Annotated in this window: 18 protein-coding genes and 2 tRNA genes; 10 read left to right on the top strand and 10 right to left on the bottom strand. The window is 60.9% G+C overall.

Translation table 11 applies throughout. The features are described from left to right. Nucleotides 1-45 precede the first annotated feature (45 nt). Complete coding sequence (locus PIB16_RS16040; protein ID WP_078051146.1) at nt 46-507, top strand: DUF1284 domain-containing protein; 462 nt, start codon at nt 46-48, stop codon at nt 505-507. Here PIB16_RS16040 and PIB16_RS16035 read toward each other — a convergent pair. Further along, the gene (locus tag PIB16_RS16035) at nt 467-1567 is read right to left on the bottom strand and encodes a hypothetical protein (protein WP_271045909.1); all 1101 of its coding nucleotides are present in this window, start codon (nt 1565-1567) and stop codon (nt 467-469) included. The genes PIB16_RS16040 and PIB16_RS16035 overlap by 41 nt on opposite strands. A gap of 236 nt (nt 1568-1803) precedes the next feature. Here PIB16_RS16035 and PIB16_RS16030 point away from each other — a divergent pair, with 236 nt between their 5' ends. Continuing rightward, entirely contained in the window at nt 1804-2949 is a 1146-nt protein-coding gene (locus PIB16_RS16030) for a site-specific DNA-methyltransferase (protein ID WP_003520492.1), read from the top strand. Nucleotides 2950-3278: 329 nt separating this feature from the next. On the opposite strand, the gene PIB16_RS16025 is transcribed toward PIB16_RS16030, so the two are convergent. Both PIB16_RS16025 and mutY read right to left on the bottom strand, forming a co-directional pair. Continuing rightward, on the bottom strand, nt 3279-3893 hold the full coding sequence (locus PIB16_RS16025) for an HAD family hydrolase (protein WP_078051142.1): 615 nt from the start codon (nt 3891-3893) through the stop codon (nt 3279-3281). Then, nucleotides 3890-4993, bottom strand: a complete 1104-nt coding sequence (gene mutY, locus PIB16_RS16020; protein ID WP_174038882.1) for an A/G-specific adenine glycosylase — start codon at nt 4991-4993, stop codon at nt 3890-3892. Before mutY ends, PIB16_RS16025 begins: the two co-directional genes overlap by 4 nt. Nucleotides 4994-5090: 97 nt before the next feature. Between mutY and PIB16_RS16015 the strand changes: the two genes are divergently transcribed. The 4 genes from PIB16_RS16015 to PIB16_RS16000 all read left to right on the top strand — a co-directional run bounded on the left by PIB16_RS16015 (nt 5091) and on the right by PIB16_RS16000 (nt 10632). Further along, nucleotides 5091-5621, top strand: coding sequence for a DUF721 domain-containing protein (locus PIB16_RS16015; RefSeq protein WP_271045908.1), 531 nt, complete (start codon nt 5091-5093; stop codon nt 5619-5621). Nucleotides 5622-5733: 112 nt separating this feature from the next. Further along, a complete protein-coding gene (locus PIB16_RS16010) occupies nt 5734-6192 on the top strand; it encodes a hypothetical protein (protein ID WP_271045907.1) in 459 nt (152 codons plus the stop codon). Nucleotides 6193-6399: 207 nt separating this feature from the next. Continuing rightward, nucleotides 6400-7080, top strand: a complete 681-nt coding sequence (locus PIB16_RS16005) for a DsbA family protein (protein WP_065654295.1) — start codon at nt 6400-6402, stop codon at nt 7078-7080. An 84-nt stretch (nt 7081-7164) separates the two neighbouring features. Further along, nucleotides 7165-10632: a chromosome segregation SMC family protein gene (locus PIB16_RS16000; RefSeq protein WP_271045906.1), complete on the top strand. Its 3468-nt coding sequence runs from the start codon at nt 7165-7167 to the stop codon at nt 10630-10632. A gap of 323 nt (nt 10633-10955) precedes the next feature. On the opposite strand, the gene PIB16_RS15995 is transcribed toward PIB16_RS16000, so the two are convergent. Further along, a complete protein-coding gene (locus tag PIB16_RS15995; protein ID WP_065654294.1) occupies nt 10956-11933 on the bottom strand; it encodes a VOC family protein in 978 nt (325 codons plus the stop codon). Nucleotides 11934-12161: 228 nt separating this feature from the next. Between PIB16_RS15995 and ppdK the strand changes: the two genes are divergently transcribed. After that, nucleotides 12162-14888, top strand: coding sequence for a pyruvate, phosphate dikinase (gene ppdK / locus PIB16_RS15990; RefSeq protein WP_003520484.1), 2727 nt, complete (start codon nt 12162-12164; stop codon nt 14886-14888). Here ppdK and PIB16_RS15985 read toward each other — a convergent pair. The 3 genes from PIB16_RS15985 to PIB16_RS15975 all read right to left on the bottom strand — a co-directional run bounded on the left by PIB16_RS15985 (nt 14866) and on the right by PIB16_RS15975 (nt 17242). Further along, nucleotides 14866-15138 (bottom strand): hypothetical protein, encoded by a 273-nt coding sequence (locus PIB16_RS15985; protein ID WP_035260597.1) that lies wholly within the window; start codon nt 15136-15138, stop codon nt 14866-14868. The two genes, ppdK and PIB16_RS15985, sit on opposite strands and share 23 nt — an antisense overlap. A 191-nt stretch (nt 15139-15329) precedes the next feature. Further along, nucleotides 15330-15728 (bottom strand): hypothetical protein, encoded by a 399-nt coding sequence (locus PIB16_RS15980; protein WP_271045905.1) that lies wholly within the window; start codon nt 15726-15728, stop codon nt 15330-15332. 149 nt (nt 15729-15877) lie between these two features. Then, nucleotides 15878-17242, bottom strand: a complete 1365-nt coding sequence (locus PIB16_RS15975) for a dicarboxylate/amino acid:cation symporter (protein WP_080856049.1) — start codon at nt 17240-17242, stop codon at nt 15878-15880. A gap of 498 nt (nt 17243-17740) precedes the next feature. Between PIB16_RS15975 and PIB16_RS15970 the strand changes: the two genes are divergently transcribed. Next, nucleotides 17741-18661, top strand: coding sequence for a DUF1499 domain-containing protein (locus tag PIB16_RS15970; RefSeq protein ID WP_271045904.1), 921 nt, complete (start codon nt 17741-17743; stop codon nt 18659-18661). A gap of 167 nt (nt 18662-18828) precedes the next feature. On the opposite strand, the gene PIB16_RS15965 is transcribed toward PIB16_RS15970, so the two are convergent. Continuing rightward, nucleotides 18829-19737, bottom strand: a complete 909-nt coding sequence (locus PIB16_RS15965; protein ID WP_271045903.1) for an MBL fold metallo-hydrolase — start codon at nt 19735-19737, stop codon at nt 18829-18831. Between the two features lie 202 nt (nt 19738-19939). Here PIB16_RS15965 and PIB16_RS15960 point away from each other — a divergent pair. Next, nucleotides 19940-20014, top strand: a tRNA-Gln gene (locus PIB16_RS15960). Nucleotides 20015-20460: 446 nt separating this feature from the next. On the opposite strand, the gene mqo is transcribed toward PIB16_RS15960, so the two are convergent. Next, nucleotides 20461-22194 (bottom strand): malate dehydrogenase (quinone), encoded by a 1734-nt coding sequence (mqo, locus tag PIB16_RS15955; RefSeq protein WP_271045902.1) that lies wholly within the window; start codon nt 22192-22194, stop codon nt 20461-20463. Between the two features lie 388 nt (nt 22195-22582). After that, the gene (locus tag PIB16_RS15950; RefSeq protein ID WP_080856053.1) at nt 22583-23005 is read right to left on the bottom strand and encodes a hypothetical protein; all 423 of its coding nucleotides are present in this window, start codon (nt 23003-23005) and stop codon (nt 22583-22585) included. 264 nt (nt 23006-23269) lie between these two features. Here PIB16_RS15950 and PIB16_RS15945 point away from each other — a divergent pair. Continuing rightward, nucleotides 23270-23346: transfer RNA gene (locus tag PIB16_RS15945), tRNA-Pro, on the top strand. Nucleotides 23347-23451: the final 105 nt, after the last annotated feature.

Below are 23451 nucleotides of genomic sequence, written 5' to 3'. Positions count from 1 at the left end.
GGCGGGCGCGTGACCGTCCGCCTGCGGCCCCACCATCTTCTGTGTATGCTCACCTATGTGGGCAAGGGATATACATCCGGCTTCGTCGAAAATTACGACCGTGTCGCCGCCCGCCTGAACGCCGGCGAGGAGGACATCGAGCTGGTGGATGGCCCGGACGATATTTGCGAGGGTCTGTTGTGTGAAAGCCATGCCCACTGTTTCAACGAAGGCGTGGTGCAGCGGGATGAGACAGCCCGCCTTTCGGTGTCGGCGCTTTTGGGCGAGGCACTGACTGCCGGCAAGCGGTTGCAGGCGACGCCCGACTTTCTTGCGAAGATGCGTCTGGCTTTCGCCGCAGGCGAGATCAGGCCTGCTTGTCGAGGCTGTCAGTGGATAAGACTGTGCGACCGTATCGCGGCATCAGGTTTCGCAGGCGTGAAAATCGGCGAACGTCCGGAGCCTCTGGCCGGCCGGAGGCCGAGGCCTACTCCGGCACATCCGTCTCGGTTCTCTCGGCGGCCTTGACCGTCGCCTTGATCTCCTTCGGCTCGCGGCCGGATTTCTTGTCGTAGCTCACCTTCACCGAATATTCGCCGGGATGCAGGGTTTCCTGATGCTGCGTGCCGTAACGGCCGGAAATCTCCTTCTGCGTGCCCTGAAGATCCCTGGTGGTTTCAACGATATCGATCCGTTCTGCACCGGGCGCCTTGATGGCGAGAACGCCCGCATCGAGATCGAGGGTGATTTCGGTTCGTTTTCCGGCAGTCACGGTAAATGGTTGTTCCACCGTCACCTTGCCCAGACGCGCGCGCATGACGAAGTCACCAGCGGGCATTTCCATGATCTTGCCGGTGCCGTAAATGCCGTTGATGGTCTCACGCGTGCCGTCCAGCGTTTCCTTGGCAGACATCGCTTCGAAGCGGATATCGTCCGTTTCCACCGCCCGGCCGCCTTCCGCATAAACGGCCTTGGCGATTATCACGCCGCTTGGAATGACCAGCTCGTGGCTGATCTTCTCGCCCGCCTTGATGGCAAGCGTCTCCTCAGCCCGCGCCGGGCCGATGCTGCCGGTGAGGACGACGTCTCCGGCCGGCACGAAGACGGTATTCTGACCGTAGACGCTGTCCTTGAAATCGTCCTTGGTGATTTCTGTCTTTGCCTGCGTTTCCACATCACCGCCGGCGCTGCGTTTCGGCACGACGGTCAATTCCGCAGCGTCGAAATTCACCTTCGGCCTCGCGATGCTTCCGTCCTTCACCTCGAACGACACTTCGCGGGTCACATTGCCCAGCGCCGCCACCCCGACATATTTGTCCGCCGGCAGTTTCGCCTCGAAGGTGGCGTCATAGGAGCCGCCGGCATTGTCGTCCGTACGCCCGCCGGAACGGTCCGCCTTGTAGAAATCCCACCGCACCCTGTCGCTATTGCCGAGCGACGGGCCGCCATCGAACAGGACCGCATCGGTGACGACGTTATATTGCGGGGCCGGTTGCTGCGCCTGCGATGGCGCTGGCAGCGCCGTTGCGAAAAGTGCGGCGCAGACGACATTCATGGAAAAAGAAGCCATTTTCATCACGGACCCCATTGCGGATTACCCCTGCCATCATGGCTCTTCCTGTCGCGACGATATGCGAGGACAGGAGAACCCGTTGTGCACAACGTTTTCGCCCGACTTCGGGTTCCCCCGCCGGCCGCCGCAAATCGCGCCTGCAGGCCGCGACAGCCATTTATTTCGCATTTTCCGTGACTTGTTCAGGCTTTGATAACCATCTTCGGTAACCATAAGCATCAGTAGAGAGTAAGCGTATGGAGCGAGTACCAATGGCAGCAGTTTTTCCGCTGGCCGATTTTCGGCGTGCCGGTTTTGATCGTGCGGGCGAGAGCGACGCCTGGAAAGACAGCATCATCAAAGGTGATTGTGTCGCTGCCTTGGATGCCCTCCCGAGCCAGTCGGTGGATGCGATTTTCGCCGATCCACCCTATAACCTTCAGCTTGGCGGCACCCTGCACCGTCCCGATCAGTCGCTGGTCGATGCCGTCGATGACGAGTGGGACCAGTTCGCCTCCTTCGAGGCCTATGACGCCTTCACCCGCGCCTGGCTACTCGCCTGCCGCCGTGTGCTGAAACCGAACGGCACCATCTGGGTCATCGGCTCCTACCACAATATCTTCCGCGTCGGCTCGATGCTCCAGAACCTCGATTTCTGGATCCTGAACGACATCGTCTGGCGCAAGACCAACCCCATGCCGAACTTCAAGGGCCGCCGGTTCCAGAACGCGCATGAGACGATGATCTGGGCCAGCCGCGATCCGAAAGCCAAGAACTACACCTTCAACTACGATGCGCTGAAGGCCTCCAACGACGATGTGCAGATGCGCTCCGACTGGCTGTTCCCGATCTGCAGCGGCAACGAGCGGCTGAAGGGTGACGACGGCAAGAAGGTGCATCCGACCCAGAAGCCGGAAGCGCTGCTGGCGCGCATCATCATGGCCTCCACCAAGCCGGGCGATATCGTGCTCGACCCGTTCTTCGGCTCCGGCACCACGGGTGCCGTTGCAAAACGTCTCGGCCGCCACTTCGTCGGCATCGAGCGCGAACAGGATTACATCGATGCGGCATCGGCCCGCATCGCCGCCGTCGAGCCGCTCGGCAAGGCGGAACTGACCGTGATGACCGGCAAGAAGGCCGAGCCGCGTGTTGCCTTCAACACACTGGTGGAAAGCGGCCTCGTCCGCCCGGGCCAGGTGCTGACGGATGCAAGACGCCGTTATAGCGCCATTATTCGTGCCGATGGTACGATTGCATCCGGCGGGACCGCCGGCTCCATTCACCGCCTCGGCGCGAAGGTGCAGGGTCTCGACGCATGCAACGGATGGACGTTCTGGCATTTCGAAGACGGCGACACGCTGAAGCCGATCGACGATCTGAGAGCGATCATCCGCAGTGAACTGGCAAAGGCCGAATAGTCAAAGCCCAAAAGGCTTGGACGCAACGATCCACCGCCCGCCCTTGTCAGCCTATGTCTCCGTCCGGTTAAGTACCTTCAGTCCCGGATGGAGAACGACCAACGCCCGGCACTTCGGTGTCGGGCGTTGGTGTTTTCGAGTATACTATTTTAGCAAGACAAGTTTCGCGCAAGAGATCGGCAATACTGTCTCAATCAGAGCAGTGGTTGTGAAAATCCGGTTCGGAAAAATCACAAAAACATTGCGTCCGATGCCGCTTGCGGCAGGACTGGCGCAGGCCGGAGACCGCCATTTCCGCCTGCGCCAATTTCTTTTCCCGATCCGGGAATTTATCGGACTTCCACCCCGAAGTCCCGCAGATCCTGCTTTAGCTTCTCAGCACCGGTAAAATGCACCGCCTGCCAGCCCGCCGCTTTCGCGCCTTCCACATTCACGAGCGTATCGTCGATGAAGAGGCTGTTGGCCGGATTGAGGTCGAATTCCTTCGCGTGCAGATCATAGATCGCCACGTCAGGCTTCAACAGCTTCACATCGCCGGAAACGGTGACGCCGCGCGGCAAAGTGAGGAAGGGGAACATTTTCTGCGCCTCGCGGAAGGTGTCGGAGGCGAAGTTGGTCAGCATTGTCACGTCGTAGCCGCTGTCGATCAGGGCGACCATGATGGCCACGCTGTCGTCATAGGAATGCGAGACCATCTCGTGCCAGAACTTGCGGAAGGAGCGGATGTGCTCTTCCCGCTCCGGAAACTGCTCCACCAGCAGCGCTTCGGCATCCTCCCAGCGGCGGCCGCGATCCTGCTCGAGGTTCCAGTCATGGGTGCAGACATTCTCGAAGAACCATTTGCGCTCGTCGGCATCGGGGATGAGGCGGCTATAGGGAATATGCGGATCGTAGTGGATCAGCACCTTGCCGATGTCGAATACGATATGCTCAATCTTGGTCATCGAAATTTCCTGCTTTCATCGAATGCGGATGGAATAGCCTGCGCGATGACTTTTTTCATCACCGTTGGCAGCGCCTGCGCGTCAAGATTTGTAACCGGCTCCCACCATCCGTCATCCGGGCCGGTTTTAAGGCCGTCCGACACCTGCGCGCGATAGACGGTGAGCCGCAGTTCGAAATGGGTGAAGACATGCACGATGACGCCCGCCGCCTGCCAGCCGGCGGCAAAGGGCGCATGGCTCGCCTCCGTGCCGCCGTCCATGCGTGCGGTCCATGCCGTTGTCGGCACCTCGGTCATGCCGCCGAGAAGCCCGCTTTCGATGCGCCGACGGAGCAGGATTTCACCGCTCGCATTCACCGCCACGAAGGCAGCCCCGAGCCGCACCGGCTTTGCCTTCTTCGCGGCCTTGACCGGAAAACGCTCCGGCTCGTCATGGGCAAGCGCAAGACAGTGGCCGTTGAACGGACAGAGCGCGCAGGCCGGCCGTTTCGGCGTGCAGATCGTTGCGCCGAGATCCATCATCGCCTGGGCGAAATCGCCGGGCCGGTCGGAAGGGGTAAGTTCGGCCACCTTCGCTTTCATGGCGGGCTTTGAGCCGGGCAGGGGAGCGTCTATCGAAAAGACGCGGGAGATGACGCGCTCCACATTGCCGTCCATCACTGCCGCCTGCCGGTTGAATGCGATGGCCGCCACGGCGGCGGCGGTATAATCGCCGATGCCGGGCAGTTGCTTCAGGCCCTCTTCACTGTCCGGAAAGGTGCCGCCATGCTCGCGCGCCACGGCTTCGGCGCATTTTTTAAGGTTGCGGGCGCGGGCGTAATAACCGAGCCCCGCCCAGGCCGCCATGACATCCTCGACCGGCGCCGCCGCCAGATCGCTGACGCTTGGCCATGCCGCGAGAAACTTCAGGAAATAGGGCTTGACCGCCTGCACCGTCGTCTGCTGCAGCATGACCTCGGAGAGCCAGACGTGGTAGGGATCGGCGCGTTTTCCCCGTGCCGCCATGGCGGGAGACGTGCGCCATGGCAGTTCGCGATGGTGCCGGTCGTACCATGCTAGCAGCGTCTGCGCATAAGACGACGGGGCGGTTTTTTGAAGCATGGTTTGCCGTTTCTGTTCGATTTGGCCTATAGTTGGGACATCCGTAGCGGGCGATCAAGAAAATGTGGATCGCCCTCTCCAAAATCGCGAGTGAAACATGCGTTATCCCCAGAGCGGCGCCGGCAAAAAGAAGGGCGTCGTCCAGATCGCCGAAGTCGCCAATGGCATCATGGACCCCGTGCTCTCGAAACGCGCCGGCATCAACACCGCGCTGCTCGGTTCCTGGGACGAGATCGCCGGTGACGACTTTGCCGATTGCACCCGCCCGGAAAAAATCACCTGGCCGCGCCGCGACGAGGGGCCGGATCGCGGCGGTTATCAGCCCGGCGTGCTGACGATCGCCTGCGAAGGCGCACGCGCGCTATTTCTCACCCACGCGCAGGGCGAACTCATTGCCCGCATCAACGGCTTCTTCGGCTTTCCGGCGGTGCGCCAGATCAGGATCGTGCAGAAACCGGTGTCCCAAACCGTCAACCGCCGGCGCAAACCGCAGCCCCTGCGCGGCGATGTGGCAAAACGTCTCGATGACATGATGGACGGCATCGAGAGCGAGGCGCTGCGCAAGGCGGTGGAGAGGCTGGGCACGGCGGTATTGCAGAAGAAGCCACCGCAACGAACTTTGAAATAGGAAGAAATTTCAGAGGCGGCTTCTGATTACGCGGTAAATAGAATTTCATTCTCGATTTCAATTTGTTGGCCGACGATTTCCGAATTACTCCATGGCTCAAAGGAGTATGCCGATGGAAATCAAGGAAACACCAGAAATGTGGGTTGTGCGTTTTGGTCAACGTCTGCGGATACCCGATGTCAGGCAGGCTGCTGCCGAATATTCGGCAATCATAGACAGACAGCTGGCCGAGCACCGCCTGGAAGCCGATGGGCCTTGGATTTTCATTTCCCACAACCTGCCAAGAGATAGCAAAACCCTGTTTGACTGGGAGATATGCCGCCCAATAAGAAAACCCGTGCAGTGGGATGAGACAATCGAGCTTCATCATCTCGAACCAATCATCGTTGCAAGCAGGGTGCATCAAGGATCACTGAGATCGTTATTCACCAAAGGATATGCCCCGCTGGTTGCGGAGATAGAAATGTCTCGCCACCATTTCTCGGGTGAGAGTCGTGAAATTTATCACGGCTGGAACGGGCACGGCTCGTCTTATCACAATATCGAAATCCAGTTTGGTCTATCGCATTGAGCTCATAAGGGGCGCTCGCTGCGACCATTGCCCGCACCCTCTGTATTCAGGGCTTGTTTCTCTTCGTTGTTTTTGCGTTTTCGCCTTCTCGAAGTCACGATTCTTTGACAAGGAAGTTCCATAGCCCGCTTGTCGCGCTGCCGGTGCTGGTGGTATCGGGTTAGCGAATTGCGCATCAGGCAGTTTCAAATCAACACGGGTGTTTCCATGCCGATTTCCGAATTGAATATTACCAGACGCAGCCTCCTCGGCGGCGTTGCTCTTGCTGCCGTTGCCACGGCCCTGCCGTTCGCCTTTACGCCCGGTATTGCCGAGGCGCAGGAACTGCCTGAATCCACCGGCGATGTGGATATGGCTGCGGTGATGAAGCCCGGCCCGTTGCCGGAAGCAGCGCTCGGCGATGCCAACGCACCCGTCAAGATCGTCGAATACATGTCGATGACCTGCCCGCACTGCGCCAACTTCCACAACAAGACCTTCGAAGAGATCAAGAAGAAGTACATCGATACCGGCAAGGTCTATTTCGTGCTGCGCGAATTCCCGTTCGATCCGCGCGCCGCTGCCGCCTTCATGCTGGCGCGCTGCGCACCGGAAGGTCAGTATTTCCCCTTCGTTTCCATGCTGTTCAAGCAGCAGCAGAGCTGGGCTGTCGCACAGGATGCGCGCGCCGCCCTGCTGCAAATGTCGAAAATGGCCGGTTTCTCACAGGAGTCTTTCGAGGCCTGCTTGACGAACCAGAAACTTCTGGATGATGTGAACGCAACGATGCAACGCGGTGCGACGGAATTCGGCATCAACTCCACGCCGACTTTCATCATCAACGGCAAGAAATACGCAGGAGACATGTCGGTTGAAACCATGTCGGCTGTCATCGACAAGCTGCTCTGATCGCCGGACCCTGAAAGAAACGGGCGGCGGATATTTCCGCACGCCCGTTTTTTATTGCCCATATTCTTGCCGGGGCGTGACGGCATGAAGTTCAACAAGCTCCGCCTCGTCGGTTTCAAGTCTTTCGTTGAGCCTTCCGAATTCATCATCGAGCCGGGGCTTACCGGCGTTGTCGGTCCGAACGGTTGTGGCAAGTCCAATCTGGTCGAAGCGCTGCGCTGGGTGATGGGCGAGAATTCTTACAAGAACATGCGCGCTTCCGGTATGGATGACGTCATCTTCTCCGGCTCAGGCAATCGCCCGGCCCGCAACACTGCCGAAGTCGGCCTTTACCTCGACAATTCCGACCGCACTGCGCCCGCAGCCTTCAACGATGCCGACGAAATTCAGGTCACACGCCGCATCGAGCGCGAAAACGGCTCCGTCTACCGCATCAACGGCAAGGAAGCCCGCGCCAAGGATGTGCAGCTTCTGTTCGCGGATGCCTCCACCGGCGCGCGCTCTCCCTCCATGGTTGGGCAGGGGCGCATCGGCGAACTCATCAACGCCAAGCCGCAGGCCCGCCGTCAGCTGCTGGAAGAGGCGGCCGGCATTTCCGGCCTGCATTCCCGCCGCCACGAAGCCGAGCTTCGCCTGCGCGCCGCCGAAACCAATCTGGAGCGGTTGGAAGATGTGACCGCCCAGCTGGAAAGCCAGATCGAAAGCCTGAAACGCCAGGCCCGCCAGGCCAACCGTTTCAAGATGCTGTCAGCCGACATCCGCGCCCGTGAAGCGACCCTTTTGCACATCCGCTGGGTCGAGGCGAAGGAAGCCGAAGGCGAGGCGGAAAGCGCGCTCAATCAGGCCACCAACATCGTCGCCGAAAAAGCGCAGGCCCAGATGGAGGCGGCCAAGCAGCAAGGCATTGCCAGCCTGAAGCTGCCGGAGCTGCGCGAGGACGAGGCGAAAGTCGCCGCCGCCCTGCAACGCCTGCAGATCGCCCGCACCCAGCTGGATGACGAGGCCAACCGCTTGCTGCGCCGCCGCGATGAGTTGGCCCGCCGCCTGTCGCAGCTTGGCGAGGATATTATCCGCGAGGAACGGCTGGTCTCCGATAATGCCCAGATACTCGCGCGGCTCGATGAGGAAGAGGCCGAACTCCTGGAAATCCTCTCCGATTCCGGCCGCCATGCGGAAGAGATGCGCGAAGCCTTTGAAGCCGCCGCTGTCAAACTGGCGGAAAGCGAAGCCATCTTCACCGCGATTACCGCCGAACGGGCCGAAGCCGCCGCCGCGCGCCAGCAACTGGAGCGGGCGATCCGTGATCTTTCGGACCGCAAGCTGAGGCTGGAACGGCAATCGCAGGAGGCATCCGCCGAGATCGATGCCATCGACGAAAAGCTCTCCGGTCTTCCCGATCCTTCCGAACGGCGAGAAGCGGTCGAGGCGGCGGAGATCGCGGTCGAGGATGCCCTGATCGTGGTGGAGGAAGCCGAAGCCGCCGTCGCGGAGGCGCGTTCCGCCGAAGCGCTGGCGCGCGCGCCGCTGGAAACGGCGCGGAACCGGCTGAACGCGCTGGACACGGAAGCGCGCACCATTACCAAAATCCTTGCCTCCAGTGCCGCCGCCAATGGCAGCTTTACGCCGGTGGCGGAAGAAATGACGGTGGAGCGCGGTTTCGAGGCGGCATTGGGTGCCGCCCTCGGCGACGATCTCGAAAGCCCGCTCGATCCCGCAGCACCCGCCTATTGGGCCGGAAATGGCGATGGCGCGGGTGATCCCGCCTTGCCTCAGGGCGCGAAGCCGCTTCTGGATTATGTGCAGGCGCCGGAAGCCCTACGCCGCGCTTTAGCGCAGATCGGCGTCGTCGCCGACACGGCGGAGGCCCTGCTCCTGCTGCCGCATTTAAAGGCTGGCCAGCGGCTGGTGACGCGCGAAGGCGCGCTGCTGCGCTGGGACGGTCACATTGCCAGTGCCGATGCGCCGGGTGCCGCAGCGCTTCGCCTGTCGCAGAAGAACCGCCTCGCTGAAATCGAGACAGAACTGGATGAGGCCCGCTCCATTCTGGACGAGGCCGAAGACCAGCTTGCCGCGAAAACCGAAGATATCCGCAGCAGCGAATTGCGGCTCTCGGAAGTGCGCGACAGAAGCCGTCTTGCGACCCGCCATCTTGCCGAGGCGCGCGAGGCGCTGACTGCGGCCGAACGGGCCTCTGGCGATCTGCTGCGTCGTCGCGATATCGTGTCCGAAGCACTGAACCAGATCGGCGCGCAGATCGATGAGATCGCCGTTCAGGAAGAAAACGCCCGCATCGAAATGGAAGACGCGCCCGATCTTTCCGTGCTGGATCTGCGGCTGCGCGAAAGCCAGCTTGAAGTCGCGACCGACCGCGGCCTTCTGGCGGAAGCCCGCGCCCGCCATGAAGGCGTGAGCCGCGAGGCGGAAAGCCGCCAGCGCAGAATTCAGGCGATAGGGCAGGAGCGCTCCACCTGGCAATCGCGCGCAGCAAGTGCGGCCGATCACATCGCCACGCTGCGCGAACGCGAGGAAGAGGCGCGCGAGGAGATCGTCGAGCTGGACATAGCGCCGGAGGAATTCGACGAGAAGCGCCGCAATCTTCTCAACGAATTGCAGAAGACCGAAGATGCCCGCCGTGAGGCCGCCGACCGGCTGGCCGAGGCGGAAAACCTGCAGCGCGCCGCCGACCGGGTGGCGGCAACGGCGCTGTCGGAACTGGCCGAAGCCCGCGAAAAACGCGGCCGCGCCGAAGAACGTCTGGTTTCCGCCCGCGAAAAGCGGCAGGAAACCGAACACCGCATCCGCGAAACGCTGAACACCGAGCCGCATATGGCGTTGCGCCTGACCGGCCTCGGTCCCGACCAGCCGAAGCCCGATATTCGCGATGTCGAGCGCGATCTCGACCGGCTGAAGATCGAACGCGAAAGGCTGGGCGCGGTCAATCTGCGCGCCGAGGAAGAGCAGGCCGAGCTTTCCGCCAAGCTCGACGCGCTGATCAAGGAGCGCGACGACATCATCGACGCCGTGCGCAAGCTGCGCGCCGGCATCCAGAACCTCAACCGCGAGGGCCGTGAGAGGCTGATCGCCGCGTTCGATGTGGTCAATTCGCAGTTCCAGCGGCTGTTCACCCATCTCTTCGGCGGCGGCACGGCGGAATTGCAGCTGATCGAATCCGACGATCCGCTGGAAGCGGGCCTGGAAATCCTCGCCCGCCCGCCGGGCAAGAAACCGCAGACCATGACGCTGCTTTCCGGCGGCGAACAGGCGCTGACGGCCATGGCGCTGATCTTCGCGGTCTTCCTTACCAATCCCGCGCCCATCTGCGTGCTGGACGAAGTGGACGCGCCGCTCGACGACCACAATGTCGAGCGTTACTGCAACCTGATGGATGAGATGGTGGCCTCCACCGAGACACGCTTCGTCATCATCACCCACAATCCCATCACCATGGCGCGCATGAACCGCCTCTTCGGCGTCACCATGGCCGAACAGGGCGTGTCGCAACTGGTGTCTGTCGATTTGCAGACCGCCGAACAGCTGCGCGAAGCCGTCTGAAACTGCCAGGCCGCATTTCGATCCTGACTTTTGCTCAACATGAATTTATCTCGTCGTCTCACCCATTCGGGTGAGCGCAAACCCGCGGCATTTTGCTATGTCTTGCCATGAGCCTCAGTGTGCTTTCCCAACCCCGCCATCCGGTTTCCTGTACCGGGTGGACTGCCTTGCGAGGCCGCTGCAACGGCCTCGCAAGGTCTTTTTTCCGGCTGACGAATACGACTGACTTGATGAGGAAGGGGGCGGCGAGGCTCTGTCGTGTTCGGACGAAGTTGTGTAAGCATTTTTTGTGGCGCCCGCTTCGCATCGAGCGTATGGACCACTCACCCCGGCATCAGCCGCAGCCGCGTGCCCCAGGGGTCTATCGCTTCCACTACGTTATTTTCCATCTCCACCAGCACATAACCGGCGGCCCGCAGCCGCGTTTTCTGCGCCTCCAGATCGGCGGGGTTGCGAATGGTGAGGGAAAACCAGTCGAGGCCGGTTTCCATGGCGTTGCGTTCCTTCGCGCCACGGCTGTTCCATGTATTCACCGCCAGATGATGATGATATCCGCCGGAAGAGAGAAACGAGGCATCGGAGCGCGCATCCTGCGTCGGTTGCAGGCCGATGGCCGTTTCATAAAAGGCACGGGCGCGGGCGATTTCGCCGACCCGCAGGTGAACATGCCCGATGCGCATTCCCGGCGGGGCAGCCTCGTAATCGCTTCTTTTGGTATCGGTCAGCTTCACCAGATCATCGACATCGAGCGGTTCGGTGCCCATTTTCACCACGCGGCCGCTCCACACCCATGTATCCTTCGGCCGGTCGCTGTAAACCTCGATGCCGTTGCCTTCGGGATCGTTGAGATAGATCGCCTCGCTGACATTGTGGTCGGCAAAACCGGAAAGCGGCACCTGCTTCAGCGCCGCATGCACCAGCCAGCGCGCCAGATCCTTGCGGGAGGGCATCAGGTAGGCGATGTGGAAAAGGCCGGCGGAGGTGGGGCTTTCGAAATCCGCGGCCGGCTTGTGCACCAGATCGAGCAGCGGCACGGTGCCGACGCCAAGCGTCACGCCTCTGGCCGTGCGCTCCACCTCGTTCATGCCCAGCACTGAACGGTAATACTCGATCATCGGGTCGAGATCGCGCACGCGCAAAGCGGCCTGGCCGATATGCATCGGCGTCGTCAGTGCGAAAGGAAGGGCGGAGGCGGCGCCTGCGACGGGCACTGCGCCTTCGGCTCTGAGCGCCCCGGCAAGCGCACTGGCGGCACAGGAAATTCCGGCAAATTTAAGCGTATGGCGGCGGGTAAATTGCATGAATAATCTCTTTGTCGGCGATTTGAATGGCTTAGGCAACACTCCAGTTCAGCGCATTACACGAATGCGTCAATCATGCCGTTATTCGGCCTTTGCGGCAATTCTTGCGCGCAATTTGCCGCAATTATGCTGCACTGCGATGTAAACTGCACGTTGCGGCGTTTCCAACGTGCCGCCAATGCTGTAGATGATAGAAAAATGACAACGCTTCTGGGTGGAGAGCGTGGAATGAAAAAGTGGGTTTATACCTTCGGCAACGGTGCTGCCGAAGGCAGGGCAGGTGACGTTGCGATATTGGGCGGCAAGGGCGCGAACCTTGCTGAAATGGCAAGTCTCGGCCTTCCCGTTCCCCCCGGCCTCACCATCATAACCGATGCCTGCGCGCTTTATCACAAGAATGGCCGCGATCTTCCCGAAGAGCTGAAGCTGCAGGTCATGGCTGGCCTGCACGGCATGGAAACCGTGACCGGCAAGACCTTCGGCGGCAGCCACTCGCCGCTGCTCATCTCCGTCCGTTCCGGCGCGCGCGCCTCCATGCCCGGCATGATGGATACCGTGCTGAACTTGGGTCTCAACGACCGCACCGTCGAGGCGCTGGGCCACGATGCGGGCGACGCCCGTTTTGCCTGGGACAGCTACCGCCGCTTTATCCAGATGTATGCCGATGTGGTCATGGGCCTCGATCACGAATTGTTCGAGGAAATTCTCGAGGACGAGAAAGGCCGCCTCGGCCACGAATACGATACCGACATGTCGGCCGTCGAATGGCAGCATGTCGTTTCGCTTTATAAAAAGCTGATCGAGGATGAGTTGGACGAAGCCTTCCCGCAGGACTGTCATGTTCAGCTCTGGGGCGCAATCGGCGCCGTCTTCGCCAGCTGGACCAACCACCGCGCCGTGACCTACCGCCATTTACACAATATTCCGGGCGACTGGGGCACGGCGGTCAACGTTCAGGCCATGGTCTTCGGCAATCTCGGCTCGTCCTCGGCAACCGGCGTCGCCTTCACCCGCAATCCTTCGACGGGCGAGGCGGAGCTTTACGGCGAATTCCTCGTCAACGCTCAAGGGGAAGATGTGGTGGCGGGCATCCGCACGCCGCAATCCATCACCGAGGCCGCGCGTCTGGCCTCCGGCTCCGACAAGCCCTCGATGGAAAAGCTGATGCCGGAGGCGTTCAGCGAATTTCTGGCGATCTGCAAGCGGCTGGAAAACCACTATCGCGACATGCAGGATCTGGAATTCACCATCGAGCGCGGCAAGCTCTGGATGCTGCAGACCCGCTCCGGCAAGCGCACCACCCGCGCGGCCATGAAGATCGCCGTCGATATGGTGGAGGAAGGGCTGATCTCGCAGGAGGAGGCCGTCTGCCGCATCGAGCCCTCGTCGCTCGACCAGCTGCTGCACCCCACCATCGATCCCGGCACATCGCGCCCCATCATCGGCTCCGGCCTGCCGGCTTCGCCGGGGGCGGCGACGGGCGAAATCGTCTTCACTGCGGAAGAGGCGGTTGCGGCGGAAGCCGAAGGCCGCCGTGTTATTCTGGTGCGCATCGAAACCAGCCCGGAAGATATTCATGGCATGCACGCCGCCGAAGGCATTCTGACGACGCGCGGCGGCATGACCAGCCACGCCGCCGTGGTGGCGCGCGGCATGGGCATTCCCTGCGTCACCGGCGCCGGCTCCATGCGCGTCGACATGCGCAACAAGGTGCTGATCGGCGTCGGCTGTATGCTCAAGCGCGGCGATGTCATCACCATCGACGGTTCTTCCGGCCGGGTGCTGAAGGGTGAGGTGCCGATGACGCAGCCGGAACTCTCGGGCGATTTCGGCAAGCTGATGGAGTGGGCAGACAGCCTGCGCCGCATGACCGTGCGCACCAATGCCGACACACCCGCCGACGCCCGCGCTGCCCGCGCCTTCGGCGCGGAAGGCATCGGTCTCTGCCGTACCGAACATATGTTCTTCGAGGGCGACCGCATTCATGTGATGCGTGAGATGATCCTCGCCGAAAGCGAAAAGGGCAGGCGGGCGGCGCTGGATGAGCTTCTGCCCATGCAGCGCTCGGATTTCACCGAGCTTTTCCAGATCATGCACGGCCTGCCGGTGACGATCCGCCTGCTCGACCCGCCGCTGCACGAATTCCTGCCGAAGACCGATGGCGAAATCGTCGAGGTGGCGGCCGCCATGGGCATGCCGCAGACGGTGTTCCGCCAGCGGCTGGATGCCCTGCACGAATTCAACCCCATGCTCGGCCATCGCGGCTGCCGTCTCGCCATTTCCTATCCGGAAATCGCCGAAATGCAGGCCCGCGCCATTTTCGAAGCGGCGGTTGCCGCAGCACGTATCACCGGCGCGCCGGTCGTGCCCGAGATCATGGTGCCGCTGGTCGGTCTGCGCTCGGAACTGGATTACGTTACCGAGGTCATCGATGGCGTTGCCGCTGCGGTGGCGCAGGAAACCGGGATGGAGATCGAATATCTGACCGGCACGATGATCGAGCTGCCGCGCGCGGCCTTGCGCGCCCACGTCATTGCGGAAGCGGCGGAATTTTTCTCCTTCGGCACCAACGACCTGACGCAGACCACCTTCGGCATTTCCCGCGACGATGCGGCGCGTTTCATCAATACCTATCAGCGCAAGGGCATCATCGAGCGCGACCCGTTCATCTCGCTCGATTTCGACGGCGTGGGGGAATTGATCCGCATCGCCGCCGAACGCGGCCGCCAGACGCGGCCGGAACTGAAGCTTGGCATCTGCGGCGAACATGGCGGCGACCCGGCCTCGATCCATTTCTGTGAGGATGCCGATCTCGACTACGTGTCCTGCTCGCCCTTCCGCGTGCCCATCGCCCGGCTTGCCGCCGCGCAGGCAACGCTGGCGGCAAAGAGGGATGAGGGCAGGGTGGCGAGCAATGTCGCCTTCATTCCCGTCAGGGGTTCTGTTGGACGATGATGCGCCGCTCCACCACCACGGGGCGGTAGAACATGTCGCGGTTCATCTGCGCCTGCCAGGCGCGGTTGTCGGCGCGGCGGTCCATTTCCAGATCGAGAAGGCAACCGGCCATCGGGTCCGTGCCGGGGCGGAAACCATAACCCCGGCAAGTCGCCTCATCCCGCGCCCGACGCTCTTCCGGCGTCAGCGTCTGGCAGGCGGTGAGCGCCAGCATGGCGGCAAGCGCACCGAAGACGATGGAAACACGCATTTTGTTTCTCCCTTAACATGACAGCCGTACGGCACTTTTATTGCCGCGATTGATACGCCTGTTTTGGTACGGGGAAAAGCCGCGTTGGGGCGGAAAGTTGCATCAATCCATCATGGAGAATGGCTTGGCAGGCGGCGGCGATAGCGGTGTCAGGCGGCGTGGGGTCGTAAAATCCGACATGCTCCCGCTGCTCAGGAATCACGCAGGAAAGACGGCGGGAACAAACCCTGTTGAATGAGCCAGTCGCCGAGCAGAACCGTGAGGATGGCGATGAGGACGATGCCGCCGATAAAGGCGAAGAGGCCGAGCGTGGCGCGGGGCCACCGGCGGGTTTGATAGAGGTAAATCGCAAGCCCGATGGGTGCGAGCAGAACGGTGGTGATTTTGGCGGCGGAGCTGCGCCGGAGGTCCCGCTTTGCGGCATCCTCTATCTGCCACCAGGCAAATAGCGTGATGATGCCGATCATCTGCACCAGATCGTTTGCGGTAAAGGACGCTGGAGGCCCGGCAGGCCAGACGGCCGCATCGATCAGAAGCCCGAGGGAGATGAAAGCGAGCAAGCCGACATAGATCCAGTTGCGTTTCGCCATGCACAGTTTCCGCTCTAAATTGCGCTATTGCCCGTGCCGTTATCGCTATCGATCAAATTGGCACCGTCAACCCCAAACTATCAGGGAAGAAAGAGAGTGGTCGGCATGGGGCGTCTCCCTGTTCCGGAAACGCCCCATGATTGTCGCCGTCAGGCCGGCGCTGCTTCCCGGTCGTCGAGTGCGTCGATATCCTTGGCGTTGTTATAGACGGCCTCATTGAGAATGCCCTCGCGCTTGGCGACGAGGGTGGGCACCAGCGCCTGGCCGGCGACGTTGACCGCCGTGCGGCCCATGTCGAGGATCGGGTCGATGGCGAGCAGCAGGCCCACACCTTCCAGCGGCAGGCCGAGCGTGGAAAGCGTCAGCGTCAGCATCACCACGGCACCCGTGAGGCCGGCGGTTGCGGCGGAACCGAGCACCGAGACGAAGACGATCAGCACATATTCCTGGATGCCGAGCGGCACCTGGAAGAACTGCGCGATGAAGATCGCCGAAATCGCCGGATAGATGGCGGCGCAGCCGTCCATCTTGGTCGTGGCGCCGAGCGGCACCGAGAAGGCGGCATATTCGCGCGGCACGCCGAGGCTCTTTTCCGTCACGGTTTCGGTGACGGGCAGCGTGCCGATGGAGGAACGCGACACGAAGGCGAGCTGGATGGCCGGCCATGCGCCCGCAAAGAAGCGCGACGGCTTCAGGCCATGGGCGATCAGCAGCGCCGGATAGACCACGAAAAGCACCAGTGCGAGACCGATATAAACGGCCGCCGCGTACCAGCCGAGCTGCGACAGCGTCGTCCAACCATATTGATCGACCGCGCGGCCGAGCAGGCCGATGGTGCCGATGGGGGTGAGGCGGATGACCCACCACAGGATTTTGCGCACGATGGCGAGCAGCGACTGGTTGAAGGCGAGGAACGGCTCCGCCGCCTTGCCCGCTTTCAGCGCCGCGACGCCGAAGGCGATCGACACCACGAGCAGCTGCAGCACGTTGAAGTTCAACGAGGTGCTGGCCGCGCCATTATTGAGCTTGGTAGACGCTTCGAGGCCGAAGACGTTGGCCGGGATCAGCCCCTTCAGGAAATCCAGCCAGGAGCCGGTGGAAGAGGGTGCTGCCGCTGCCGTATTGGCAATCGCCGTGTTGACACCGGGCTGAATGACAAGGCCGAGCACGATGCCGATGACGACGGCGATCAGTGCCGTGATGGCGAACCAGAGGAGTGTCTGCCAGACGAGCTTCGCCGCATTGGAGAGGTTCTTGAGATTGGCGATGGAGGCGACGATGGCCGTGAAGATCAGCGGCGGAACCAGCGCGCGCAAAAGCTGCACGAAAATGCTGCCGATGGTCTGCAGCGTCACCGAAAGCCAGTTGGGGCTGCCGGCGGCATCGGGACCGATATTGCGCGCAACGAGGCCGAGCAGCAGGCCGATGACCATTGCGATCAGAACCTGAAAGCCGAAATTGCGATAAAAAGGTTTAGGCCCGGAGGGGGCGGCGGACGTCGTTGCCTGTGACATGACATGTCTCTTTATTGTGCAAGAAAACGAGAATGTTGCACTTTTTACACGCATTCTCGAGGGAGGTCGCCGAGAATACGCCGATTTCCTCAGCAATTAAGGGATGAACGTGCGTATTTGTTGCGTTGTCGGGGAATAATTCTCTTAAGTAGCGACAATGCGGAAAAATATCCCGCTTCTTGTTGCCTTCGACGTCAGAGGCCTAAAACCTATAGATATTCTGTCACCCCGGACCTGATCCGGGGTCCAGCGCGATCAAGTCCTTGATCGCAAAAGACTCATTCCTCACGGCGCAGCATGGCTGGATGCCGGATCATCCTCGGGCTTGTTCCGGGGACCGGCATGACGGAGAAGTTCGCGCGCTTTAGCGTAGGGATCGCCTCCTCCTTTGTTTTCCTCGCCGCAAATCCGGTCTATGACATCATATGCAGGTGATTCCCTGCCAGAATTCGGGTGCAACGCTTTTTAGCCAATGCGATCTAACGGATATCCGCTTTCATGACTGTGCGTTTCGTCCGGCCTTTTTCGGTTGCAGCCTATCTTTCCCGCTATCTGGGTCTTGCGGCGCTTGTGCTGTTTCTCATCGCCGCCGGCATTCATCGTTTCGGGCCGCTGACGACGCCAGATCTTGTCGGTCTCCTCATCATCGCCGCTGGCATCGCTCTCGCGGCCGTACTTCTGGCGTTGATCGGGCTTGAGCGGCTGTGGACAAAGGGCGCACGCGGCGGCCTTTCGGCGCTGTCGGCGCTGCTTCTCTCGGCCCTGCCGCTCGGCGTGGTCGGTTACGGCGCTTTTCTTTATTGGCAGCAGCCGAAGATTTACGACATCTCCACCGATCTCACCGACGTGCCGGAATGGTTGGTGACGCCCGCCGCCAACCAGCAATGGCTGGTGCGGCCCGCGACTGTCACCAAGGAAGACCGCGACGCGCAGGCCGAAGCCTATGCCAGCCTCGCCGGCCGCCGTTATGAAGGCGCTATCGACCGCATCTATGCCGCCGCCAAAAAAATGGCCACCGCCCAGAATATCCGCATTGCCCACACGAAGGGGGTGATCGGGGCGGAAGATGCGCCCTCCGTCGGCGTTCCGGAGCAGGACAGGACGCAGCCTGCGGAAGAAGGGCCGGTCGAGGATCTGCCCTCCATCGTGCCGGTGCCCATGGCCCGCCCGACGGACGCGCCTTTGCCCACCTTCTTTAACGGTAGCGGCGTGGTGCTGATGCAGGGCGAAACCCGCACGCGCATCTGGGGCCTGCGTTTCGATATCCTCATCCGGCTCAAGGAAGAGGCCGAAACCACCATCGTCGATGTCCGCGTCGCCTCCCGCTACGGCCCGCACGATCTCGGCATGGGTGCTGCGATTGCCGAAGCCTATCTCGATGCGCTGGATGCGGAGATGCAGGGTTTGAACGATAATTGATGTGTAGCTGACGCTACGCATCGTCTTGATGGGGACGAGCGGGCGCCGCCTGTTTCTTCTCCCCGTCGGGGAGAAGAAACAAGTGGCATCCGCTCGATCCAATCAAGGATTGGAGTGAGAGGTGAGGTCACAACGCGCCCTGAAATCTCGCGTGCCAGAAATATCCGCTATGCCGGAAAATACTCACCCAGCAGTGAAGGCGCACCATCCGTCTGCACTTCACCCTTTTCGATCAGGTCTTCAATATGCGCCAGCACGGAAAGTGCGGCGGCGCCATGCAGGCGCTTGTCGGTGCTGGCGTAGATCACCTTCACCATGTCGGCGATCAGCCGGTCGCCCTCGCGGATACGCTTCAGAACCGCCTTTTCCCGCATACGGCGGTGGGCGCGCAAGCCCCGCATGAAGGCGGCGGGGTCGGTGACCGGGCCGCCATGGCCAGGCAGGAACAGCCGGTCGTCGCGGGTCAGCAGCCGTTCCAGCGAGGCCATGTAGTCGCTCATCGCCCCATCCGGCGGCGCAACGATGGTGGTGGCCCAGGCCATCACATGATCGGCGGAAAAGACGATACCGCTGCCATCAAGCGCGAAGGTGGCGTGATTGGCGGTGTGTCCCGGCGTATGCAGCGCAGTGATCTGCCAGCCGTCGCCTGAAAGGCTCTGCCCGTCGCCAAGCGCGATATCGGGCACAAAAGCCGTATCGGAACTTTCGGCAAAGGGGTTTGTCTCGCCGGCGTGGAGCGGGCGGGCGGCACGGTGTGGACCCTCGGCCACCGTTATCGCCCCGGTCGCCTCCTTCAGCCGGCGGGCAAGCGGCGAGTGATCGCGATGGGTATGGCTGACGAAGATATGGGTGACCTCGCGGCCCCTCAGCGCCGTCATCAGCGCCTGAAAATGCGCCTCATCCTCCGGACCGGGATCGATGACGGCGACGGAACGGTCGCCGACAATATAGGAGTTGGTGCCATGGAAGGTGAAGGCGGAGGGATTGTTGACGGTGATGCGCTGGATCAGCGGGGCGACAGGAACCGCCTCGCCATAGGCCGGCTTGAAATCGAGATCGAATGCCGGGTCCGCCATCGAGACCTCCTGAAAAATGCCATGCCAGCTTGAGCCGCAGCCTCAACCGCGCCATCGCCAAGCCCTAACATGCGAACTTCGCCACGGCATCCAAATAGCTTTAATTTTGTGAAAAAATAAGTCGCCGGGTCATTGCCGGGCCGGGCAGGCTTTGCTAATCAGGCGCGGTTCAGGCAGCGGCGTTTCGCCATCGCTGCCCTGTTGGGGCGTCGCCAAGCGGTAAGGCACCGGTTTTTGGTACCGGCATTCCCAGGTTCGAATCCTGGCGCCCCAGCCAAAATTCTCATTCTATTTTATCGCATATAGTTTTCACGCTTTTTACGAGAATATGTAAATAGTAACAATTTTAGATTGTACTTTGTAGATTCCGCAACACTTTTATGATTGTCTGAATTCAGACATTAGGAGTGTATAGCAGTGACCCAGACGTTAGAACCCAGACCATCCCCCAACGAACTTCCAAAGAAGCCCGATTTCGAATGGATTTTCTGGGTGCTTCCCATCGTCGTGTTTGCTGTAATTGCATATCTCGGTGAGTTGAAATGGGCGTGTATCATCGGAGGGGGAATTGCTGCGATGCTCTTTGTCTATTTCAAGTTTATTAAGCGGAAATAGCCTTATAAGAAGTTAGGTGATCTAAGCACCGAGTTTTGCGTATAGATTTCATAAAAACGCCGCGCATCCAGAGACACGCGGCGTCCAATCCTAAATCGCAGCCAGGCCTTAAAGCGCGATATCCGGCACCTTCTTCACCGGCGCACCCGCAGGCGCCGCACCGGCGCCCTTCAGCGCCTCAAGGTCGATCTGCGGCGGGGTGGGCAGCTGCAGGTGTTCGGCGGTATAGGCCCATTCCTGCTGCACCTTTTCCGGGTCGTCATTGAGCTTCGTGCCGTAGCTCGGCACGATCTGGCGGATCTTGGCCTGCCATTCCGGTGTTGCCACCTTGTCCTTGAAGACCTTTTCCAGAACGCTGAGCATGATCGGGGCGGCCGTGGAAGCGCCCGGCGAAGCGCCGAGCAGGCCGGCGATGCTGCCGTCCCTGGCGGCGACGACTTCGGTGCCGAGCCGCAGCACGCCGCCCTTTTCTTCGTCGCGCTTGATGATCTGTACGCGCTGGCCGGCCTGCCACAGGCGCCATTCGCCCTGCTTGGCATTCGGGAAATATTCCTTCAGCGCGGCAAAGCGGTCATCATCCGACATCATCAGCTGGCCGGCGAGATATTCCACCAGCGGATATTCATCGATGCCCACACGCACCATCGGCCAGGCATTGCTGGTCGTCACGGAGGAGACGAGATCGAAATAGGAGCCTTCCTTCAGGAACTTGGTGGAGAAGGTGGCGAAAGGTCCGAACAGAATGACACGCTTGCCGCCCAGCACGCGTGTATCGAGATGCGGCACCGACATGGGCGGCGAGCCGACCGAGGCCTTGCCATAGGCCTTGGCCAGATGCTGCACCGTCACGTCGGGGTTCTCGTTGATGAGGAACGAGCCGCCCACCGGGAAGCCGGCATAATCGTCCGCCTCCGGAATACCGGACATCTGCAGCAGATGCAGCGCGCCGCCGCCAGCGCCGATGAACACGAATTTCGCATCCACCACCTGTTCGGCATCGGTCTTGGTGTTGGCATAGGTCACGCGCCAGCTGCCATCGGCATTGCGCTGGATGTCGGAAACCTCGCTATTGACCTGCAGGTCGAAATTCTGGTCGCCCTGCAGATGCGATAAGAATTGCCGGGTGATTTCGCCGAATTCCATGTCGGTGCCGAGCGGCGACCATGTCGCGCCGATCTTCTGGGAAGGATCGCGACCTTCCATCATCAGCGGCACCCACTTCTTGATCTGCTCGGGATCGGTGGAATATTCCATGCCGGCGAAAAGCGGGCTGGCTTTGAGCGCCTGATAGCGCTTTTCCAGATAGGCGACGTTCTCGTCACCCCAGACGAAGCTCATATGCGGCGTGTGGTTGATGAAGGAGCGCGGGTTCTTCAAAACGCCGTTGCGCACCTGCCATGCCCAGAACTGCCGGGAAATCTGGAAGGATTCGTTGATGTTGACGGCCTGGGTGATCTTAATGTTGCCGTTGTCGTCTTCCGGCGTGTAGTTGAGTTCGGCGAGAGCGGAATGGCCGGTGCCGGCATTGTTCCAGCCGTTCGAGCTTTCTAGCGCCACGCCATCCAGCCGCTCCAGCATCTGCATCGACCAGGTGGGCTCGAGTTCGCGCAGCCAAACACCGAGCGTCGCGCTCATGATGCCGCCGCCGATCAAAAGCACGTCGACCTTCTTGGCGGCCGTATTGGCGAGAAGCGGGGAGGAGGGCAGCGCCGCTGCGGCAATGCCGGCAAGCGCGCCGCCCAGAACCTGTCGGCGGTTCATGGGAAATGCGTTGGAAAGGGAGGTTTCCTGGGAAAGATCAGTGAGCTGGGATTTGTCTTGATCGATGGGAGTCACGGCCATACCTGATTCTTGTTTTGTGTTAAAAACATTCCTCCCGTTCGCCCCGTTACAGCAAAGCGCAAACCGGCACAACCCGGACTCTTTCACTCCAGTTCAAGCAGTTTTGCAGGGATTTTGCAGGGACATATGGTCGCAACGGCCAATTTTGCGGTTTTGCCGATCGTCATTTTTATGACGGCGAAGATTAGCCGACGCTTTCAAACGGTTGAAAGGGTTCTGTGAGCGGGATATCGCGGAAAGGCGGATATGACGCTGTTTCCGGCGCGTCACGGGTCGCAGGGTGCGGCTATAGGCAAAATTTTTTTCAGAAAAATGACAATAATCCCGAAAAAGTGAAAAGGCCCGCCGGTTCGGACGGGCCTTGCTGCATCTGGTCTGTGGCCGAAGATCAGTCTGCGGCGAGGAATTCCGCGCAGTAGCTCGGGCCGTTGACGCCGGGGCGGTCGGAAACCGTGCGCACGGCGGTAATCTTGTAATCGCTGGAAACGACAAGCTGCACCGTGCAGGAGAGCGAGGCGGTGCGGGCGGGCGAGATCTGGCGACCCTTCTTGCCATCCTTGCCTTCTTCGAACCTGGCCGGAATGGTGGCCTTCCTGTAGCCGCCGCGCCAGTTATAGACGGTGGAGCTGCCGGTTTCCGTATCGCTGAGCGGCGGGCCGAATTTTGCGAAGAAAATACCTGCAGACTGGCCGACCCAGCGGGTCTCAACGGGGCTCTTCTGGGTGAAAGAGGGAGTGGAGCCGCCCGTGGAAGTGGTGCAGGCCGAGAGCGCAATGGCAAACGCTGCAAGCGTTACGCTGCGAGATAGCATGGTGAAATGTCCTTTGTGCCGAGTCCGGCTTCCCGCCGGTCATTCCGTTCCCCTAGCAGATTTGGAGACGGCGGGCAGGGGAGGTGTGCGGCTCGATGAAAATTTCCTGCCACAATTGCTTTTTTGTAACGTTTTGGGGCCTTCCAGCCGGTGCCACAGGCTCCTGGCAGGGTTGTTTCAACAGATGGGAAAAACTTGTCACAAAAAATGCAATAAGCCGCTTGTCGAATGCCGGAGGCTGGTCTATAGAAGCGCCGCTGGTCACGGAGTGTAGCGCAGTCTGGTAGCGCACCACGTTCGGGACGTGGGGGTCGGAGGTTCGAATCCTCTCACTCCGACCAGCGGAAAGCCTAATATTTTCAATGGCTTGCGACTGATCCCGATACTTCCTGAAAATCCATAAATCAAACTCTCGGACCGAAACCGGACCGATTAAAACGCGGACT

Source organism: Agrobacterium sp. ST15.13.015 (assembly GCF_027871645.1).
In the GTDB taxonomy this organism is placed as follows: domain Bacteria; phylum Pseudomonadota; class Alphaproteobacteria; order Rhizobiales; family Rhizobiaceae; genus Agrobacterium; species Agrobacterium leguminum.
This window is presented reverse-complemented; position numbering and strand designations above follow the sequence as displayed.

What these genes read in the sequence shown, in the direction of transcription:
- PIB16_RS16040 (WP_078051146.1), top strand. Translation starts at nt 46, where the DNA reads ATGCTCACCTATGTGGGCAAGGGATATACATCCGGCTTCGTCGAAAAT.
- PIB16_RS16035 (WP_271045909.1), bottom strand. Translation starts at nt 1,567, where the DNA reads ATGGGGTCCGTGATGAAAATGGCTTCTTTTTCCATGAATGTCGTCTGC.
- PIB16_RS16030 (WP_003520492.1), top strand. Translation starts at nt 1,804, where the DNA reads ATGGCAGCAGTTTTTCCGCTGGCCGATTTTCGGCGTGCCGGTTTTGAT.
- PIB16_RS16025 (WP_078051142.1), bottom strand. Translation starts at nt 3,893, where the DNA reads ATGACCAAGATTGAGCATATCGTATTCGACATCGGCAAGGTGCTGATC.
- mutY (WP_174038882.1), bottom strand. Translation starts at nt 4,993, where the DNA reads ATGCTTCAAAAAACCGCCCCGTCGTCTTATGCGCAGACGCTGCTAGCA.
- PIB16_RS16015 (WP_271045908.1), top strand. Translation starts at nt 5,091, where the DNA reads ATGCGTTATCCCCAGAGCGGCGCCGGCAAAAAGAAGGGCGTCGTCCAG.
- PIB16_RS16010 (WP_271045907.1), top strand. Translation starts at nt 5,734, where the DNA reads ATGGAAATCAAGGAAACACCAGAAATGTGGGTTGTGCGTTTTGGTCAA.
- PIB16_RS16005 (WP_065654295.1), top strand. Translation starts at nt 6,400, where the DNA reads ATGCCGATTTCCGAATTGAATATTACCAGACGCAGCCTCCTCGGCGGC.
- PIB16_RS16000 (WP_271045906.1), top strand. Translation starts at nt 7,165, where the DNA reads ATGAAGTTCAACAAGCTCCGCCTCGTCGGTTTCAAGTCTTTCGTTGAG.
- PIB16_RS15995 (WP_065654294.1), bottom strand. Translation starts at nt 11,933, where the DNA reads ATGCAATTTACCCGCCGCCATACGCTTAAATTTGCCGGAATTTCCTGT.
- ppdK (WP_003520484.1), top strand. Translation starts at nt 12,162, where the DNA reads ATGAAAAAGTGGGTTTATACCTTCGGCAACGGTGCTGCCGAAGGCAGG.
- PIB16_RS15985 (WP_035260597.1), bottom strand. Translation starts at nt 15,138, where the DNA reads ATGCGTGTTTCCATCGTCTTCGGTGCGCTTGCCGCCATGCTGGCGCTC.
- PIB16_RS15980 (WP_271045905.1), bottom strand. Translation starts at nt 15,728, where the DNA reads ATGGCGAAACGCAACTGGATCTATGTCGGCTTGCTCGCTTTCATCTCC.
- PIB16_RS15975 (WP_080856049.1), bottom strand. Translation starts at nt 17,242, where the DNA reads ATGTCACAGGCAACGACGTCCGCCGCCCCCTCCGGGCCTAAACCTTTT.
- PIB16_RS15970 (WP_271045904.1), top strand. Translation starts at nt 17,741, where the DNA reads ATGACTGTGCGTTTCGTCCGGCCTTTTTCGGTTGCAGCCTATCTTTCC.
- PIB16_RS15965 (WP_271045903.1), bottom strand. Translation starts at nt 19,737, where the DNA reads ATGGCGGACCCGGCATTCGATCTCGATTTCAAGCCGGCCTATGGCGAG.
- mqo (WP_271045902.1), bottom strand. Translation starts at nt 22,194, where the DNA reads ATGGCCGTGACTCCCATCGATCAAGACAAATCCCAGCTCACTGATCTT.
- PIB16_RS15950 (WP_080856053.1), bottom strand. Translation starts at nt 23,005, where the DNA reads ATGCTATCTCGCAGCGTAACGCTTGCAGCGTTTGCCATTGCGCTCTCG.